The organism is Sorangium sp. So ce124 (assembly GCF_051525235.1).
GTDB lineage: Bacteria > Myxococcota_A > Polyangia > Polyangiales > Polyangiaceae > Sorangium > Sorangium atrum.
The window spans coordinates 4455462-4472631 of sequence record NZ_CP150312.1 but is presented as its reverse complement, the minus strand read 5'-3'; the positions used below and the strand labels follow the sequence as shown (position 1 = coordinate 4472631).

Below are 17170 nucleotides of genomic sequence, written 5' to 3'. Positions count from 1 at the left end.
CTCCGCGTGTGCCGGCCCGCGCTCCACGCTTCTCGCACGTCATCGGGGTCGACGACGCGCCGTTCGCCCGCGACCACCGCGGCGACGTGCAGGTCGTCGGGACCGTCTTTTCGGGGCTGCGCCTCGAGGGCGTCCTCTCCACCCGCGTGAGGCGCGACGGGCGGAACGCCACGCCCGCGATCGCCGCGATGATCCGCGGCTCCCGCTTCTACGCCCAGGCGCAGGTGGTCATGCTCCAGGGCATCGCTGTGGCGGGCTTCAACGTCGTCGATCTCGCGGCGCTGCACGACGCCCTCGCCCTGCCGGTCGTGGTGGTGGCGCGGCGCCTCCCGGACCTCGACGCGATCCGCGACGCGCTGCTCTCGCGCGTCCGGGGAGGGCGCCGCAAGTGGGCGCTCATCGAGCGCGCCGGCCCGATGGAGCCCGTCGCGAGCGTGTACGTGCAGCGCGCCGGGATCTCGCTGGACGACGCGAGCGCGCTGATCGCGCGGCTCTCGGTGAACGGCCACCTCCCCGAGCCCCTGCGCGCCGCGCACCTCATCGCCGGCGGCCTGACCACCGGCGAGAGCCGCGGGCGCGCGTAACGGTACGGTGACGAGCCTCTGACGCGCGCGAGCCGCGACGGCTCGCGCGCGTCAGAGCGCCTGCCGGCGCGAAGCGCTGGCGGCGCCCGCCTTCTCGGCCTTCTTCCCGCGGCCTGTCACCTTCGAGTAGATGACGTCGAGGTTGGCGTTGATGTCGAGATAGAACTGGGCGTCAGGACTATAGAAGAAGTTCCTGCGCTGGCCGTCCTCCCCGAGCTGCGCCGTTGTGTTGTTGTAGCCGAGCGTGAGGTCGACGACCTCGTAGACCGGGTAGCTCACGTTGATGTCGAACGCCGTGTTCGGGAGGTAGGTGGTCCCGTCGAAGGTATACGGGGCGCAGCCGGTGCTGATCTTGAGGCATCCCTCTCCGAGCTCGGGCTTGAACCGGCTGAGCAGCCCGAAGCTCGTCCCCAGCGAGAGGTCCTTGTAGAGCGGCACGTCGAGATCGAGGCTCGTGGTCAGGCGATTGAGGACCTGGGCATACCCGCTCAGCTGTTCGTCGAGCTCGCTCTCACCGCTCGGGTTCTGCCGGAGTCGTCGGAGGTCCGGGTTCACCCGCATGATCGATCTGGAGAACAGGTGGGCATACGTCACGCCGAGCGTCGCCGTCACATGGTTGAGCCCGTCGGCCTTCGAGCCGAGCAGCTTGATCTTCTGGCTCACCTGCGGGCCGACCGACACGGTGAAGTAGTCGCCCGAGTTCCAGCTCTGCGGCGAGGTCGGCAGGGTCACGCGCAGCCGCATGGCGGCGTCCGTCTTGTACTCGCCTTTGTTCGCGCCGCCGCTCTCCCAGAGCGCGCGGCTGTACCGGGCGCCGAGCGTCGTGTCCTTGAGCTGCGGCTCCCGGTACGTGGCGGTGGTGTCGCTGTTCGTGAGCTCGACGAGCCAGCCGATCTCGGCCGACAGCGACACCTTGTCCTTGGGGCGGTCGAGCAGGTAGTAGCTCGGCCGCAGCGTGAAATCCCAGCCGTAGACCTGGATGTCGGGCGTGTACTCGCCGCCGACGCCGAAGAGGGTCGTGCTGCCGGCCTGGTTCCAGGTGAACGTGGTCCCGCGCCAGCGCAGGTTCGTCTCTTCGTCCTCCTCCTGTACGGTATCGGCCGCGGTGGCCAGATCGAACCGCACCACCGGCGAGACCACGGCGTCGGACCGCGGTGTCGCCGGGGCCGACGGCGGCTCTGCCGGAGGCTCCGGCTGCGCGGGCGGCGCTGGCTCCGCGGGCGGAGCAGCGGCGGGCGCGGCAGCCACGCCCGGCGCAGCCGCAGGGGCGCCGGCAGCCGCGGCAGGAGCGCCGGGCGCGGCAGCGGGAGCGCCGGGCGCGGCAGCGGGAGCGCCGGGCGCGGCCGGCGCCGGGGCGGCCGGTTGCTGCGGCGGCTGAGGCGGCGTGAGATCGGCCGGTGGAGCTGTCGGCTGCGCGGGCGGCGTCTGCGCGGACGCCACCGAGATGCTGCCCAGGACACCGGCAGCCACAAGCAACGATCGGAACGTCATCTCCACTCCCTCTCCTGGTCGCCTCGGACCCTCACGCTCCACCGCGCGCTCGGCCAGACGTCGGCTCACCCTCCGCGCGCCGTCCACCGGCGCGGTCAGCGCGCCGGGACACCTGCTCGGTCCGCCCCCTCTGCAGAAAACGTACCCTGCCGCAATTCGTCTCCAAGCATCGGAAATCACTCAACATACACGGCCACCTCGGCGCGCCCGTTACGCGACTGACGCGCACCCCCGTTGCGAATGTGACGATGCCTGAAGTAAGCCAGCAGGCGATGGAGCCGATGTCCTTCCCGGGCGACAGGGATTCGCCCCTCTCGCCGCGATCCCCAGGAAGCCCGCGCGGCGACGACGGCGGGGGCCACCGGCCCACCGAGATCAACGCCCTCCTGGGCCGCGGTACGCACTTCGAAGGCAAGCTCTTCTTCGAGGGCCGCGTGCGCATCGACGGCAGCTTCCGCGGCGAGATCCGCGGCGAGGACGTGCTCGTGATCGGCGAAGGGGCGCTCGTGATCGGGGAGATCCACGTGGTCACGTGCATCGTCACGGGCGGCGAGGTCCAGGCGAGCATCCGCGCCCGCGACGCCATCGAGCTCTACGCTCCCTCCAAGGTGACCGGCGCCCTGCACGCGCCCGCCATCTTCATCGATCGCGGCGTGCAGTTCGACGGCTCCTGCAAGATGGCCCCGCTCGACGAGGAGCCAGGCGAGCGGCCCCTGCGGCCCCCCGCGGCCTCGTCCGAGCCCGACGCCGACGCTGCCGGACAGGCCGCGAGCGCCGCGCCCACGAGCGAAGACAGCGGCGGCAGCGCGCAGCGCGGCGCCAGCGGCGTGAACGTGAAGCGCGCCGACGCCGATCGCTGAATTCCGACCTCGTCCGAAGAAAGCATGTTTTCTGTAGTGCGCAGGCGTGCGGCTGCCTGCTCACGGAGTTACATGTAGCGAGGGGCTGCGGTCTCGCCGCCCGAGGCGCATGTCCGCTACGTGGGGGGGAGCCCGCGCTGACGGACGTCGCTCGAACAGGAGAGTCCATGAAGAAACTGTGGTCCCTGTCCTTGATCGCCTTCTCGCTCGCCGTCCTCGCCCTCTCCCTCTCGCCGCGCGCGGCCCGCGCCGCCGACGCCGAGTCGGAGAAGCTCGCGTCGCTCGGGAAGGCGCTCCGGTACACGCTGAAGACCACCGGGCCCGTCGCCGCGATCGACACCGGGGGCGCAGCGATCCTCGTGAAAGCGCCCCTGCCGGCGGTCCGGAAGATCGTCACCTCCTACGGCAGCTACAAGACGTTCATCGGCCCCTTCGACCAGAGCCGCGTGCTCGCGAAGCGCAAGGGCACGAGCGAGGTCTATCTCCAGGTGCCGATCCTGAACGGCGCCGCGCACATCTGGACGGTCGCCGACATGTCGCCGCCCACCAAGGACGGCGCCGACGAGGTGATCTCCGGCCGCCACAAGCGCGGCAACGTCGCCGACTTCCGCGCCCGCTGGCGGCTCCGCGCCGTCGACGAACACCACACGATCCTGAAGCTCGAGCTCTTCGTCGCCCCGAAGCTCCCCTTCCCGCCCTCGGTCGTGACGTCACAGCTCGTCAAGGCGGCCGACAAGGCGGTGACCGCCGTGCGGAATCGCGCACAGTCCGAGGCGCCCCCCGGCACGCAAGCGACCACCGCCGCCTCCGATGCTTCACCCGCCGCCTCCGATGCTTCGCCGGGCGCCGTGACGAGCGCGTCCGCCGCCGCGTTGACCGGCGCCGGTCCCGCCGCGCGAGGCGGCGACCAGGGCAGCGCGACGGCGGCTCCCACGCTGCTGCCGCCAGCGATGCCGCCGGCCAGCCTGTCCGATCTGCCGCCGGCCGACGACACCAGCGTCCGCCGCGACAAGGACGTGGCGCGCCGCTAGGCCCCTCGCAACCGACAGGGCGCCTCGCGACGGAGCGCCCAGCCCCCTCGTCCCCCTCTCCTCCTTCCGTCCGCCCTGCCCCGCTCGGCCTACCGAGGCGGCTCACGCCCCGTCGTGACGCCCGGTCACCTCCGATCGCCGCCGACCACCGCTGAGCCTGTTGAAAACTGCAGAGCGCCCCGGGCGTGCTCTGGCCCGCCCTCGCTGCGTGCAATTCCGCAGGTCTACGGCGCGCTGCGACCCGGACCGTCCGGGGTTCTCAACAGGTTTTTCAACACGCATTCCCTTTTCCCCACAAGAATTCCCACATTCCGCGGGACTTTTTCAACAAGGCGCGCCCCCGGCAGAGGTTGCGAGGGGACGGATGCATGAAGTAAAGCGTCTGCCGTGAGGTCCCCCTTGCTGGACGTGCATTCAGACGCGCCGGCGCCCTCTCAGCCGCCTGCCCTGGCGGGCGCCTGCGCTTCCCGGGAGCGGCACTCGGCCGTCTCGCGGTGGTGAGCAGAACATCGCTCCTGATCGTCCCGACCGAGCGGCACGTTGAACGCGAGCTCGCCTCGCTCGATCTGCGCGACCCGCGTACCGCAGGCCAGGAAATCCGCTCACGGTGGAGCTTCGTCTCCGAGGCGCTCGCCCTGCTGGCGCCGGACGCCGCCATAGCGAGCCCTCACACGAGCCGCCTCGCCACCCGGCTCGCCCTCGACGCCCTGCCGCCGGATCGGCTGCGTCAGCCGGCCGAGCCCGCCGCGCGCGTCGCGCTCGCGCACGCCATCGACCGCGCCCTCGGGAGCTTCCGGCGCGCCGGGACCTCCCCGGCGGAGCTGCGGGCGCTCGGGACCCCGTACGCGATCGCCATCGCCGAGGTCCTCGATCGGGCGGACGCCGCCCTGCGGGCAGCGCGCCTCGTCGACCCGCGCTGCGCGGGGTCCGTGCTCGCGCGGGCGCTCCGCTCGGCCGGCGCGTCCGCCGCGCTCCCGCTCCCGCGCAAGGTCACGATCCGCGGCGCCGTGGCCTGGGAGCCCGACGATCTCGCCTGGGTCGAGGCGCTCCACGCCGCGGTCCGCGCCCGCGGCGGCGCGGGCGTCACCGTCGAGCTGCCCGCGCTCCCGGACGAAGGCGCGGCGCCGATCGCCGACGCGCTGGAGCGGCGCTGGGCCTCGCTCGAGGACGCGCCGGAGATCGCCTGGGTGCCCGACGGCGGAGCGGAGCCGCTCGCCGCCGTCGCGGCGAGGACCCCGGAGGGCGAGGCGCGCGCCGCCGCCGCCGAGGTGGCCGCCGCGCTCGGCCGCGGGATCCCGCCCGAGCGGATCGCCGTCGTCGTGCCGGCGCTCGACGACGCCGCGCTCGAGCCCCTCCGCGCCGCGCTGGCCGACGCGGGCGTCCGCGCCTCGGAGCCGCGCGGCCGCGCCGCCGCGAGCTGCCCCGACGGGCGCGTCGCGCTCGCCATCCTGCGCCTCGCCGTCGGGCCGGTGCGCCGCGAGCAGGCGATCGAGATCCTCCGCGCCCCGGGGGTCCACGCCGGCGCCTGGATGGACCGCACGTCCGCCACGGAGGCGGAGCGGCGCTCGACCGACCTGGCCCACCGGCTGCGCGACGTGCCGGTCGAGGTGGATCGCACGGGCCGGCTGCTCATCGACGGCCTGATCTCGGTCGTGGCAGCCCGCCGCGCGGACCGCCGCGCAGGGACGGCGCGGACGCCGCCGGCGACCGCGCAGGAGGCGCTGAGCGACGCGGAGCTCGCCCTGGGCCTCGAGGTGCTGCGCGGCGCGGGCGGCGCGCACGGCGACGAGGACGGCGACGACGAGGCGTGGATGCCGCACGCGCTGGAGCGGCTGCTGGCCAGCGCCCGCTGGATCGGCGAGGCGGCGACGCGGCCCGAGATCGTGCGGCGCTTCCTGTCGCTCCTCGACAAGCTGGGCTTCGGCGAGCCCGGGATCGAGGAGCTCCGCGCCGCGCTGCGCGGCGAGCGGCGGAGCGGCGGCGCGCTCGCGCTCGAGGCGATGGGCGCGATGGGGCAAGGAGCGCGGGCCGCGCGCGCGATCCGCGAGCAGGCCGAGGCGCTCGCGCGGGCCGCGTACGACCTCGGCTGCGAGGAGCGCCCCGCCACCGCGGCCGAGATCTACGCGGAGCTCGAGCGGGCCGCGGCCGAGCAGGGCGCCGGGCCGCGCGGCGACGCGGGCCGCGCCGGCGCGGTGCGTATCGACGTCGCCGCCGGCTTCACGGCGCTCGAGCACGACGTGGTGGTGGTGACCGGGCTCGACGCGCGCGCCTACGGCGGCAGCCCGGGCGCGGACGAGACGCTGCTCGGCGAGGCGCTCCGCGGGAGGCTGCCGGCGCCGAGCCGCCCCGCGTCGGGGCGCGAGCGCCAGGCGGCCCAGCGCGCGGAGCTCGGCTGGGCGCTCGCCGGCGCCCAGCGCGTCGCCCTCTGCTTCACGCGCGGGGACGACAGCGAGCCGAACGAGCCGCACCCGCTCTTCGTCGCGGCCGCGGCGGCCGGCGCGCCCCAGCGCACGGAGCCCGCCTCGCGCGTCGCCCCGGACGCGGCGCCCCTCGGCCCGCGCGACGCGGAGCTCATCGCCCTCGCGGGCGGCGGGCGGCCGCCGGCGGACCTCGCGGAGCGGATCCGGATCGAGCGCGCCCGCGCGGACTTCTTCCTCGATCCGCGCGCGCCGATCGACCTCCACACGGGCCGCGTCCTCGTCGACGGCGATCCCGCGCTCGCCGCGCAGCTCAGGGCCGCGATCGGCGGGGCGCACCCCGACAGGCCGATCGCGGTCACCCACATCGAGCGCGCCGTGGGCTGCGCCTTCGCGGCGTTCGCCCGCCGCGTCCTGCACGTGCGCCGCGCCGACGACCTCGCCGAGTCGGCCGACGCGCGCGAGCGCGGCACGCTGATCCACCGCGCCCTGCAGGCCTCGTTCGAGGCCCTGCGCGAGCTCGGCCCGGAGCGCGATCCGGCCGAGCAGCTCGCGGCGGCGCGCGCCGCGGCCGAGGCGGCGCTCGGCGTCTCGGCGCCCATGGCCCCGCTCCGCCGGGAGGCGGTCGAGAAGGCGATCGCGGACGTGATGGAGGTCGTGGCCCGCACGCTCGACGGAGACGGGGAGGACGCGTCGCCGGAGCTCCGCTTCTTCCTGGCCGAGCGGCGCTTCGGCGCCGGAGAGCCGCCCCCCTGGCGGCCGCTGGAGCTCCCCCCGCTCGACGAGGAGGGCGGCCCGAGCCTGTGGGTGGACGGCCAGATCGACCGGCTCGATCGATCGACCGACCAGCGCGTCGTGCGGGTCGTCGACTACAAGACCGGCAAGCTCCCCGACGCCAAGGAGCGGCGGAGGGCGCTCCAGCTGCCGCTGTACAGCGCCATCGCGGCGCGCGCGCTGGGCGCGGAGGAGGTGCGCGCCGTCTACATCGGCGTGCGCCAGCGCGGGCTCATCGAGCTGTGGCCGCGCACGGCCGACGAGCAGCGCGCGCTCGCCGAGGGCTGGGCCGAGGCCGCGCGCACGGCGCGGGCCGCGGTCGTCGCGCTCTGGGAGGGCAAGGCCGCGCCGCGGCCGACGCTCTCGACGATGTGCGCGCGGTGCGACGCGCGCGACGTGTGCCGCCGCCCCGCGGTCGTGCCGAGCGACGAGGCCGCGGAGGAGGTCGCGTGAGCTCCGCGCCGCGCGGCGCGGAGCTCGCCGAGGGCGACGCGCTCATCTACGCCTTCCGCCGCAACGTCGTGGTCGCCGCGAGCGCCGGCACGGGCAAGACGCACCGCCTCACGGCGCTCTACGTGCTGCTCACGCTCGGCCTCACCTCCCTCGGCCTGCCCGACGCCGCGTCCGCCGCGCCGCCCGTGCCGCCGGACCGCATCGTCGCGACGACGTTCTCGCGCGCCGCGGCGCGGGAGATCGCCCACCGCGTCGAGCGATCGCTCCGCGAGATCGCCCGCTGGAACGGCGAGGCGGACATCCCCTTCGCCGACATCCTTCGGGCGCGGCAGGCGGCCGTCGCCGGCCTCCCCGGCGCGTCGCTGCCCGTCGCCGAGCTGCGCAAGCGCGCGGAGGAGGCGCTCGCCCGCCTCCCGGCCGCGCGCATCGACACGCTCCACGGCGTCGCCAAGCAGATCGTGGACCGGCACGCGATCGCGATGGGGCTCTCGCCTTCGGCCCGGATCCTCGACGAGGAGGAGGCGCAGGCGCTCAGCGATCTCGCGGTCGACGAGGCGCTGAGCCGCGCGCTCGCCGAGGGGGGCGAGCGCGCCGACGCCGCGCGCGCGCTCATCGCCGCGACGGGCGGCGTCGAGGCCGCGCGGAGCGAGGTCACGCGGCTGCTCGACCGGCTCGACGAGGACGGCCTCGCCCCGCGCCGGCTCGCCGTGTCCGACCACGCCGCCGAGGCCAGCGCGCTCGCGCGGGAGCTCCGCCGGCTCGCCGCCGGGAGCGCAGCGCTCGGCAGCGCCGCCTTCCGCGCGCCGGCGGCGGCGCTCGTGGCGGCGCTCGGCCGCGAGGACGGCGGCGCGCCCTTCCCCGCGGGCGCCGCGAGCGCCCCGCTCATCGAGCTCCTCACGCAGCGCAAGCCCCACAAGAGCAAGTCCACGCCGGCCGACGAGGCGCTCATCGCCTTCCGCGAGGCGCTGCCGGGCGAGAAGCACCGCGACAAGGCGCAGCAGCTGCTCGGCTTCCTGCGCGAGGCCCCGGCCCTGTCGCGCCGCGAGGCGCGGATCATCGAGCTGCTGGAGGAGATCCGCGAGCGGCTCTCGGCGATCCGCCGCACCGAGGGCGGCCTCGGGTTCGGCGATCTCCTGCGCGCCGCCCGCGACGGCCTGCGGGACGATCCGGCGATCGGCGCGGCGGTCCGCGGCTCGGTCGACGTGCTGCTCGTCGACGAGTTCCAGGACACGAGCGCGGTGCAGCGCGATCTCGTGTACCTCCTGCGCGAGCGGGACGACGCCGCCCTCGCGCGCCCGGCCGGCGTGGCCCCGACGGCGGCCGGTCTGTCGGGCCACGGCCTGTTCCTCGTCGGCGATCGCAAGCAATCCATCTACGGGTTCCGCGGGGCCGACGTCTCCATCTTCTGCCGCGTCTGCGCGGAGCTCGCCGGCGCCGCCGCGGGCCGCGCGCTCGAGCTCGCGCCCGCGCTCTGGTCGCCGGATCCGAGCGCCGATTTCGTGGCGCTCCGCGAGAGCCGCCGGTCGACGCCCGAGCTGCTCGCGTTCATCAACGCCTTCTCCGCGCGCGATTTCGCCCAGGATCGCGGCTCGGGCGACGGCGGCGCGGGCGACGGCGACGCGGGCGCGCGCGAGGCTGGAAGTCCGCCGCGCGAGTTCGAGATCGCCTACAGCGCGGCGGAGCACCTCGTCGCGGCGCCGGGCAGGGCCGCGGAGGGCCCGACGGACGTCGTGCTGGTCAGCGACGGCGGCGGCGCTCCGGACGGGGTCGACGCCCTGGTCCGGGACGCGCGCGGACAGCTGCGCGAGGCGCTGATCGCGGCAGCGTACATCGCGCGGCGCGTCCGCGGCGCGGGCGGCGACGGCGCTGCGGGCCGCGACGGCGCTGCGGGCCGCGACGGCGCTGCGGGCCGCGACGGCGCTGCGGGCCGCGACGGCGCCGCGACCGGCGATCTGCGCTTCCGCGACGTCGCCGTGCTCACCCGGCGGAGGAGCACGATCCCGCTCGTCGAGCTGGCGCTCGCGCGCCTCGAGATCCCGTACGTGGTGGCCGGCCGCGCGCTCTTCGACGCGGCCGAGGTCCGTGATCTGGCCGCGATCCTCCGCCTCCTGCTCGATCCGCGCGATCGCCTCGCCCTGGCGACCGTCCTCCGCGGCCCGGTGGTGGCGCTCTCGGACACCTCGCTGGCGCTCCTCGCGCCTCCTGGCCGCGGCCTCGCGGTCCCGCTGCTCGGCCGCTGGTCCGCCGCCGCGCTCGCGCAGGGGGGCCGGTCGCCCTCGCCCGACGACGCCGAGCTCGACGACGGACGCCCGCTCCCCGCGCTCGCGCGCCTGCCCGCGGGGGATCGCGAGCGGCTCGAGGCGTTCCGCGCCCGCTATGCCGGCCTGCGCCGCGCCGCGCTCCGCTCGACGCCCGGCGAGGCGATCCGCGCCGCGGTCACCGCCTTCGATCTCGACCGCGTCCTCGCGGCGCTCCCTCGCGCCCAGGCCCGCCTCGGCAACGTCGACCGCCTGGTCTCCATCGCCCGCCGCCGGGGCGGTTCGCTCGCGAGCTTCGTCCGCTGGCTCGATCGCCGCATCCGCGACGAGGCGGACGAGCCCGAGGCCGCCGTCTTCTCGCCCGAGGACGACGCCGTGCGGCTCACGACGATTCACGCCAGCAAAGGGCTCGATTTCCCGGCCGTCGTGCTCCTGGATCTCAACGCCGAGCCCCGCGCGGCCCAGCCTGGCCTGAGCTACGTCCCCGCCGCGGGGGACCGGCCTGCCGCGCTGCTCGTGCGCCACTACGTGCAGGTGATCGACGGGCGGCTGCGGACCAGCACGCTCCAGGACGCCGAGGCGTCGGCGCGCGGGCCGTCGTTGCCCATCAGCACGCCCGCGCTCCAGGCGGCGCGCGCCGAGGTGCGGGCGCGGGAGCGCGCCGAGCGGCAGCGGCTCACGTACGTCGCGATCACGCGCGCCCGCCGCGAGCTCGTGCTCGTCGGCGCCGAGGCGAAGCCGCGGAGCGGCTCGGCCTGGCTCACGCTGAAGGCGGCGGTCGACGCCGACCCCGGGGCTGCGGCGGCGGTCGACGCCGACCCCGGGGCCCCGGCGGCGGTCGACATCGAGGCCTCCACGCCGCTGGCCGGCACCATCCGTGCGACGCTCGACGCCGGCGCGCTGCTCGCCGGGGCGAAGGCGCCCGCGCCCGGCACCGACGCGTACGCGCGCGCCGCGCCGGCCCCCCGTGCGCCCCCGGCCATGGGGCCAGCGCGCGCGCAGACCGTGCTGGTCGCGGCGGCGTCCCTTGCGGCGTTCCAGGCGTGCCCGCGCCGCTTCCGGCTGCGCCACCTCCTCGGGATCGCCGAGCCTGCCGGCGAGGGCCAGCTCGGCCTGTTCGACGTCGAGGGCCCGCCCGAGCTCCCGGGCGAGGAGCGCGTCGAGCTCGAGGACGGCGCGGACCCTCGCCCTCCTGGCCGCGCCGTGCACCGGGTGCTCCAGCGCTGGCCTCGCGCGCGCTGGGGTGAGCCGACCGAGGCCGAGGAGGTCGCCGCCCGCCTCGCCTTCGAGGGCTTACCGCCGCACGGCCCGGACGTGCTGCGCACCGCGGAGGGCGTCGCGCGCTTCCTGGACGGCCCTTACGCGCGCCAGGTGCGCGGCGAGGAGGCGTCGCTCCTCCGCGAGGAGGCGCTCGTGCTCGACGTCGAGCCCCAGCGCGCCGGACGGCGGCGCGGCGCGAGGCTCGCGCTCTCCCTCGCCATCGATCTCGCCATCCTGCACCCGGGCGGCCAGATCGACGTCGTCGAGTACAAGCGCGCGCGCCCCCGCGCGGATCTCTCGCCGTACGAGCTCCGCCTGCGCGCGTGTGCGCTCGCGCTCAGGAGGCGTCACCCCGACCGCCCCATCCGCGCTGGCGTGCTCTTCGTCGGCGCCGAGGTCGAGCCCGTGTGGCTCGCTGCCGCGGGCCCCATGGGGACCCTCACCGACGACGATCACGCGCGGTTCGAGCGCGAGCTAGCCCGCCTCGCCGAGCGCTTCGCCGAGGCGAGGTCCGAGGATCGCTTCGACGGCGTCCCGGTCGAGGCGTGCCGCAAGCTGCGCTGCGGCTTCGTGCGCGCCTGCCACGGCTAGCGCGCCCCCGCGCCCCCCATCGACAGACGACGGTAAGGCCCTCGACGACCTCTCCCCTACTGCGCCCCCGCCTGCTCCTCGATCTCCTCCGGCGACGCGCTCTGCGCCGGAGCGCGCCGCGGCGGCTCCAGCACGATCGGCAGGATCTCCTCCATCGACGACACCATCGTGATCTTGATCTGATCCTTGACGTCCTGCGGCACGTCCTCGAGGTCGCGCCGGTTCTTCGCCGGGATGAGCACGTGCCGGATCCCGGCGCGGTGGGCCGCGAGCAGCTTCTCCTTCACCCCCCCGACCGGCATCACCCGCCCGCGCAGCGAGATCTCCCCCGTCATCGCGACGTCGCTGCGCACCGACGCCCCCAGCAGCAGCGACGCCACCGCCGCGAACATCGTCACGCCCGCGCTCGGCCCGTCCTTCGGCGTGCCGTGCTGCGGGATGTGCACGTGCAGATCGATCTCCTTGAGCCACTCCGGATCGAGGTGCAGCCGATCGGCCTTGCTGCGCACGAAGCTCACCGCCGTGCTCGCCGACTCCTGCATCACGTTCCGCATGTTGCCGGTGAGCACCACGTTGCCCTTGCCCGGCATCTTCGTCGCCTCGATGAAGAGGATCTCGCCGCCCGCCGGCGTCCACGCGAGCCCGGTCGCGACCCCGGGCTGGAGCGTCCGCTCGGCGATCTCGGGGCGGTGCTTGTGCGGGCCGAGCACCTGCTCCACGTGCTCGGGCGTCGCCACCTCGCGCACGTCGTGGCCCTCGGCGACCTTCACCGCCGTCGCGCGGCACACCGCCGCGATCTGCCGCTCCAGGCCGCGCACGCCCGCCTCGCGCGTGTAGTGGTCGACGACCGCCTCGATGCCCGGCTCCGTGAACTCCAGGCGCTCGTCCGTGAGCCCGTGCGCCGACAGCTGCTTCGGCACCAGGAACTCCCGCGCGATCCCCAGCTTGTCGGTCCGCGTGTAGCCGGGCACCTCGATGACCTCCATGCGGTCGACGAGCGGCCCCGGGATGCCGTCCCAGTTGTTGGCGGTCGCGAGGAACATCACCTGCGACAGATCGAACGGCAGGTCGAGGTAGTGGTCCTGGAACGTCGAGTTCTGCTCCGGATCGAGCACCTCGAGGAGCGCCGCCGCAGGATCGCCGCGCAGGTCCACGCCCATCTTGTCGACCTCGTCGAGCACGAGCACCGGGTTCTTGGTGCCCGCCTTCTTCAGCGCCTGCAGGATGCGCCCGGGCAGCGCGCCCACGTACGTGCGCCGGTGCCCGCGGATCTCCGCCTCGTCGCGCACGCCGCCGAGCGCGATCCGCTCGTAGCGGCGCCCCATGCTGCGCGCGATCGACTTGCCGAGCGACGTCTTGCCGACGCCGGGCGGCCCGATGAAGAGCAGGATCGGCCCCTTCTTGTCCGTGCGGAGCTGCCGGATCGCCGAGTACTCGACGATCCGCTTCTTCACCTTCTCCAGCCCGAGGTGGTCCTCGTCGAGGCAGCGCCGCACGCTCTCGACGCTCAGCTTGTCCACCGTCGTCTTGGACCACGGCAGATCCGCGATCCACTCGAGGTACGTCTTGGTCACGTTGAACTCGGCCGACTGCTGCGCCATGGAGCGCAGCCGGCTGAGCTGCTTGCGGACCACCTTGTCGACCTCCGCCGGCACCTTGGCGCGCCGGATGCGCTCGCGGAGCTCCTCGATCTCGTCGTCGTCGCCGCCCTCACCGAGCTCCTCCTTGATCGACTTCATCTGCTGCCGGAGGATGTACTCGCGCTGCGACTTGCCCATCTCCTCCTGCACCATGGAGGAGATCTCCTTCTTGACCCGCAGCACCTCGAGCTGGCGGCCGACCATCGCGAGCACGAGGCGGACGCGCGCCTTCACGTCGAACGCCTCGAGGATCTCCTGCTTGTCGCCGACCGAGGCCTGCGCCTGCGGGAAGTTCGAGGCGATCAGATCGGCGAGCGCGCCCGGCTCGCGCACGTTGTCGAGGATGCCCGCCGTATCGCGGGGCAAATTCGGCATCAGGCCGAGCACCTCGCGCGTCGCCTCGCGCAGGCCCGCGCCGAGCGCCTCGAGCTCCACGTCGCGCACGAGCGACTCCGGGATGCGCTCGATCCGCGCGCGCATGTACGGCTCCAGCGAGAACGCCGACTTCACCCGGAAGCGGCCGAGCCCGTTCAGCACGACCGAGTAGTTGTTCGGGCCGAGCCGGATGACCTTCACAACGCGCGCGACCGTCCCGACGGAGTAGAGCTCCTTGAACGTGGGCTCGTCCACGTCGGGCGACCTCTGGCTGATCACGCCGACCAGCGCGCGCTCGCGGCCGAGGAGATCCTCGACAAGGCGCACGCTCCGCGGCCGGCCGACGTTGATCGGCACGACCGACATCGGGAACAGCACCGAGTTGCGCAGCGGGAGGATCGGGACGCTATCCGCGTCGGGCGAGGGAGGCGTTCGCGAAGAAGGATCGCCGGTCGGCATGCAGACAACCCTAGTACAGCGCTCTTCTCGAAGCCATGACGCGGGCGCGCCGCTAGAAGTCCTTGATCTTCCAGACCCCGTGCTCGCGCGTGAAAGCGACCGTACCGCCGGCGCCGTAGGCCATCGACGCGCTGTCCCCCGTCTCCTCGATGGTCGCGGTCGGCAGCGCCGCCTTGATCGCCTGGACGACCCGGTTGATCTGCTCCTTCTGCGGCCCCTCCCAGGCGCTCTTCAGCTTCTCGGGCGTGAGCTGCCCGGCGTCGGCCGCGGCCTTGACCGTCCCGGGCCGACCGCCCGGCTTCTGCGCCGCGTCAGCTCTCGCGCCGGGCGGCGCGGCTCCAGGTCCGGCTCCCGCGCCGGGCGGCGCGGCTCCAGGTCCGGTGGGCTGCGCCGGGCCCTCGCCACCCCGCGCGGAGCTCGCCTCGCCGGGCGCGCCCGCCTCGTCGGGCGCAGCGCCTGCGGGCTCGACGAGGCCTTCCCGCTCGGCGTCGGGAACGTAGCGCATGATCACGTCGTAGCGCCGCCGCTCGAAGGCCCGCAGGAACCCCACCAGCGCCTGCCGGGGCGTCGCCTGACCGTAGAGATCGACCGCCGCCGCGTCGAGCCGCCAGCGGCCGCCCTCGAAGACGAGCAGGAGCTCCTCGCCGTTCGGCATGGTGACCGTCGCGGTCACCACCGGATCGGCCGCGGGCCGCGCGATGGCGCGGGCGATCTCGAGCGCGTCGTCCGGGTTGTCCCGCACCGCGCGCCGGAAGGCCTCGAGCGACATCGACCGCTTGGCCTCGTCCGAGAGCAGCCGGTACGCCGCGTCGACGCGCCCCTCCTGGAGCGCCTGCGCGTAGGCCCGGAGCGTGTCGCTCGGGCCCTGCTGTGCGTAGCTCGATCCGCACGCGGGGAGCGCGAGGGCGAGCAGGAGAAGCGCCGTGCGTTTCACGGATCGGCCCATAGCACACGCGGCGGCGAGCGCGCAGACGGCGCGGCGCCGCCCCCTGCGCACGCCGCCGCCCCCGTCACTTCGCGCGCTTCAGCACCGCCCCGTCCCTCACCGGCGCGCCGTCGCTGCCGTCCGGCGATCCCTCGTTGATCCAGTAGACGGTCGCCTCGTCCACAGCGATGTCGCCCGGCCGCGCCTGCCCCGAGGCCAGCACCTCCTGCTCGCCGCCGCCCTTCGGCATGCGCACGACCGTCCCCGCGTCGCGCCGCGTCCAGTACACGTGCCCCTCGTCCACCGCGAGGCCGTTCAGCTGGCCCTGATCCGACGCGATCTCCTCGGGCGCGCCGACCTCCGCCCCGCTCAGATCCGCCCGGAAGACGCTGCCGCCCTCGAAGCTCGCCCAGTAGACAGCCGCCGCGTTCCCCTCCCCGTCCACGTCGAGCGCGATCTCGCGCGGCGTGAGCTGCTCCGCCGCGATCGTCACCGAGGTCTCACCCACGCGGCACGCCACCGCCCCGTCGGTCCTGCCCAGCGTGCCCTGGTACGTCCAGCACACGGTGCCCCCCGCGCTGGCCACGCGGTAGGGCGACGAGAACGCCGTGCCGGTCGGCGTCAGCTCCTCCGGCGCGCCGAGCTCGACCTCCGCGCCGCTGCCGCTCAGCTGCGCCCGGAACACGCCGCCTCCCCAGAGCTCGGTCCACGAGAGCGCGCCGCCCGAGAGCGCGAGCCCCTCGGGCTGCTCCAGATCCGCGAGCAGCACCCGCGGCTCGCCGCCCGCGAGCGGGACCACCCTCAGCGTGCCGTCCTCCGCGTTCGTCCAGAAGGCCACCTGCCGCGCCTCGTCGATCGCGAGATCCCGCGGCGAGGCCTGCGTCGCGCCGAGGATCAGCGGCTCCCCGCCGTCGACGGGCGCCGTCTTCAGCTCTCCGTCCTCCTGGGCCATCCCCTCCCCGTCGAACGTGGCGCCCGCGATCCACGTCACGCCGCCCGCCGCCACCTGCAGCGACACCGGGTGGACCTGCGCCACCGCCACGGGGACGGGCGCCGACGCGTCGGGCACCGTGGACTCGCCGCCCTGCAGCGCCGACCACGGGCCGCACGTCGGCAGGTCCGTGCCCTTCCTGCGGCACTGCCCCTCGCCCGCGGCCGCGATCGCGAGCCCCGCGAGCTTGCCGCTCTGCGCGCGCCTGCACACCTCGACGGGCAGCCGGAGCACGTTGCCCTCCTCCACCCGGAAGCCCGCGTCGCTCTCCGCGTCGAGCGGGACGAAGCACGCGCTCTCGCCGCAGATGCCGCCGCCCTGCGTGAGCAGCGCGACGTTCACGTCGCCGCTCGGCGCGGCGGCCCGACAGACGGTGCCGTCCGCGGCGAACGCCTCGAGATCGACCGGCGCCGACGCGGCGGCGGCGAAGCACCGCAGGGTGTCGAAGCAGAGCCCGTCGCCGTCGCCCGATCCGCCGCCGAACACGGCCACGGCCTCGTAATCGGGCAGCTCGCGCGAGTCGACCTCGCGCGGCACGCACGAGCCCGCGACGCAGCTCTGGCCCTCGGGACAGCTGTTCTTGACGAGCACGTTGCCCTCCGCGTCGCGCAGCGCGTTGCCCTGCGCGTCGCGCTCGACCTCGGCCGAGCCGTCGCACAGGAACTGGATGGGCATGTGCAGCGTCGCCGTGCGCCCCTCGGGCACGGTCGTCAGCACCTCGCGGAGCAGGCGCACCCCGTCCTTCCCGCCGCGGCTCGCGATGACGCGCACCCGGAGCGCCTGCGACGGGTCGTCGGGCGTGAGGAAGCCCAGCGTCGCCGGCAGGCGGATCGACCCGTCGCTCCCGAGCCGCTCGAACGTCTCGTCGTAGACGACGGACCCGTCGAGCGTCGCCTCGATCCGGACCGTATCGATGTCCTTCGGCAGCGACATGTCCGTCTGGAAGACGACCATGAGCTGCCCCTTCTCCCCGCCGCAGGCCGAGAGCCCAGCCGCCGCGGCGAACGAGAGCCACACCGCCGCCGACATCGACCTGGTCCGCTTCGTCCGTTTCATCCGCA

The 17170-nt window shown here is 74.9% G+C and carries 9 protein-coding genes; 5 read left to right on the top strand and 4 right to left on the bottom strand.

Annotated elements, in window-relative coordinates; all coding sequences use genetic code 11:
• The first annotated feature begins 8 nt into the window (after positions 1 to 8).
• A complete protein-coding gene (locus WMF19_RS16860; RefSeq protein ID WP_437900057.1) occupies positions 9 to 584 on the top strand; it encodes a DUF99 family protein in 576 nt (191 codons plus the stop codon).
• 51 nt (positions 585 to 635) lie between these two features.
• Here WMF19_RS16860 and WMF19_RS16855 read toward each other — a convergent pair whose 3' ends face one another.
• Complete coding sequence (locus tag WMF19_RS16855) at positions 636 to 2075, bottom strand: hypothetical protein (protein ID WP_437900056.1); 1440 nt, start codon at positions 2073 to 2075, stop codon at positions 636 to 638.
• Between the two features lie 248 nt (positions 2076 to 2323).
• On the opposite strand from WMF19_RS16855, the gene WMF19_RS16850 reads away from it, so the two are divergent.
• The 4 genes from WMF19_RS16850 (at position 2324) to WMF19_RS16835 (ending at position 11719) form a co-directional block, all read left to right on the top strand.
• Complete coding sequence (locus WMF19_RS16850; RefSeq protein ID WP_437329618.1) at positions 2324 to 2935, top strand: bactofilin family protein; 612 nt, start codon at positions 2324 to 2326, stop codon at positions 2933 to 2935.
• 167 nt (positions 2936 to 3102) lie between these two features.
• A complete protein-coding gene (locus tag WMF19_RS16845) occupies positions 3103 to 3966 on the top strand; it encodes a hypothetical protein (RefSeq protein WP_437900055.1) in 864 nt (287 codons plus the stop codon).
• A 497-nt stretch (positions 3967 to 4463) separates the two neighbouring features.
• Positions 4464 to 7610 (top strand): PD-(D/E)XK nuclease family protein, encoded by a 3147-nt coding sequence (locus WMF19_RS16840; RefSeq protein WP_437900054.1) that lies wholly within the window; start codon positions 4464 to 4466, stop codon positions 7608 to 7610.
• Entirely contained in the window at positions 7607 to 11719 is a 4113-nt protein-coding gene (locus WMF19_RS16835; protein WP_437900053.1) for a UvrD-helicase domain-containing protein, read from the top strand. Before WMF19_RS16840 ends, WMF19_RS16835 begins: the two co-directional genes overlap by 4 nt.
• Positions 11720 to 11775: 56 nt before the next feature.
• Here the strand turns inward: WMF19_RS16835 and lon are convergent, their stop codons facing one another.
• The 3 genes from lon to WMF19_RS16820 form a co-directional block, all read right to left on the bottom strand.
• Positions 11776 to 14193: an endopeptidase La gene (gene lon / locus WMF19_RS16830; protein ID WP_437329614.1), complete on the bottom strand. Its 2418-nt coding sequence runs from the start codon at positions 14191 to 14193 to the stop codon at positions 11776 to 11778.
• A 52-nt stretch (positions 14194 to 14245) separates the two neighbouring features.
• Entirely contained in the window at positions 14246 to 15127 is an 882-nt protein-coding gene (locus WMF19_RS16825; protein ID WP_437900052.1) for a hypothetical protein, read from the bottom strand.
• A gap of 76 nt (positions 15128 to 15203) precedes the next feature.
• Complete coding sequence (locus WMF19_RS16820; RefSeq protein ID WP_437900051.1) at positions 15204 to 17165, bottom strand: hypothetical protein; 1962 nt, start codon at positions 17163 to 17165, stop codon at positions 15204 to 15206.
• Positions 17166 to 17170 lie beyond the last annotated feature (5 nt).

Excerpts from the sequence above, each read along its gene's own strand:
- WMF19_RS16855 (WP_437900056.1), bottom strand. The coding sequence starts at position 2,075 with ATGACGTTCCGATCGTTGCTTGTGGCTGCCGGTGTCCTGGGCAGCATC.
- WMF19_RS16850 (WP_437329618.1), top strand. The coding sequence starts at position 2,324 with ATGCCTGAAGTAAGCCAGCAGGCGATGGAGCCGATGTCCTTCCCGGGC.
- WMF19_RS16845 (WP_437900055.1), top strand. The coding sequence starts at position 3,103 with ATGAAGAAACTGTGGTCCCTGTCCTTGATCGCCTTCTCGCTCGCCGTC.
- lon (WP_437329614.1), bottom strand. The coding sequence starts at position 14,193 with ATGCCGACCGGCGATCCTTCTTCGCGAACGCCTCCCTCGCCCGACGCG.
- WMF19_RS16820 (WP_437900051.1), bottom strand. The coding sequence starts at position 17,165 with ATGAAACGGACGAAGCGGACCAGGTCGATGTCGGCGGCGGTGTGGCTC.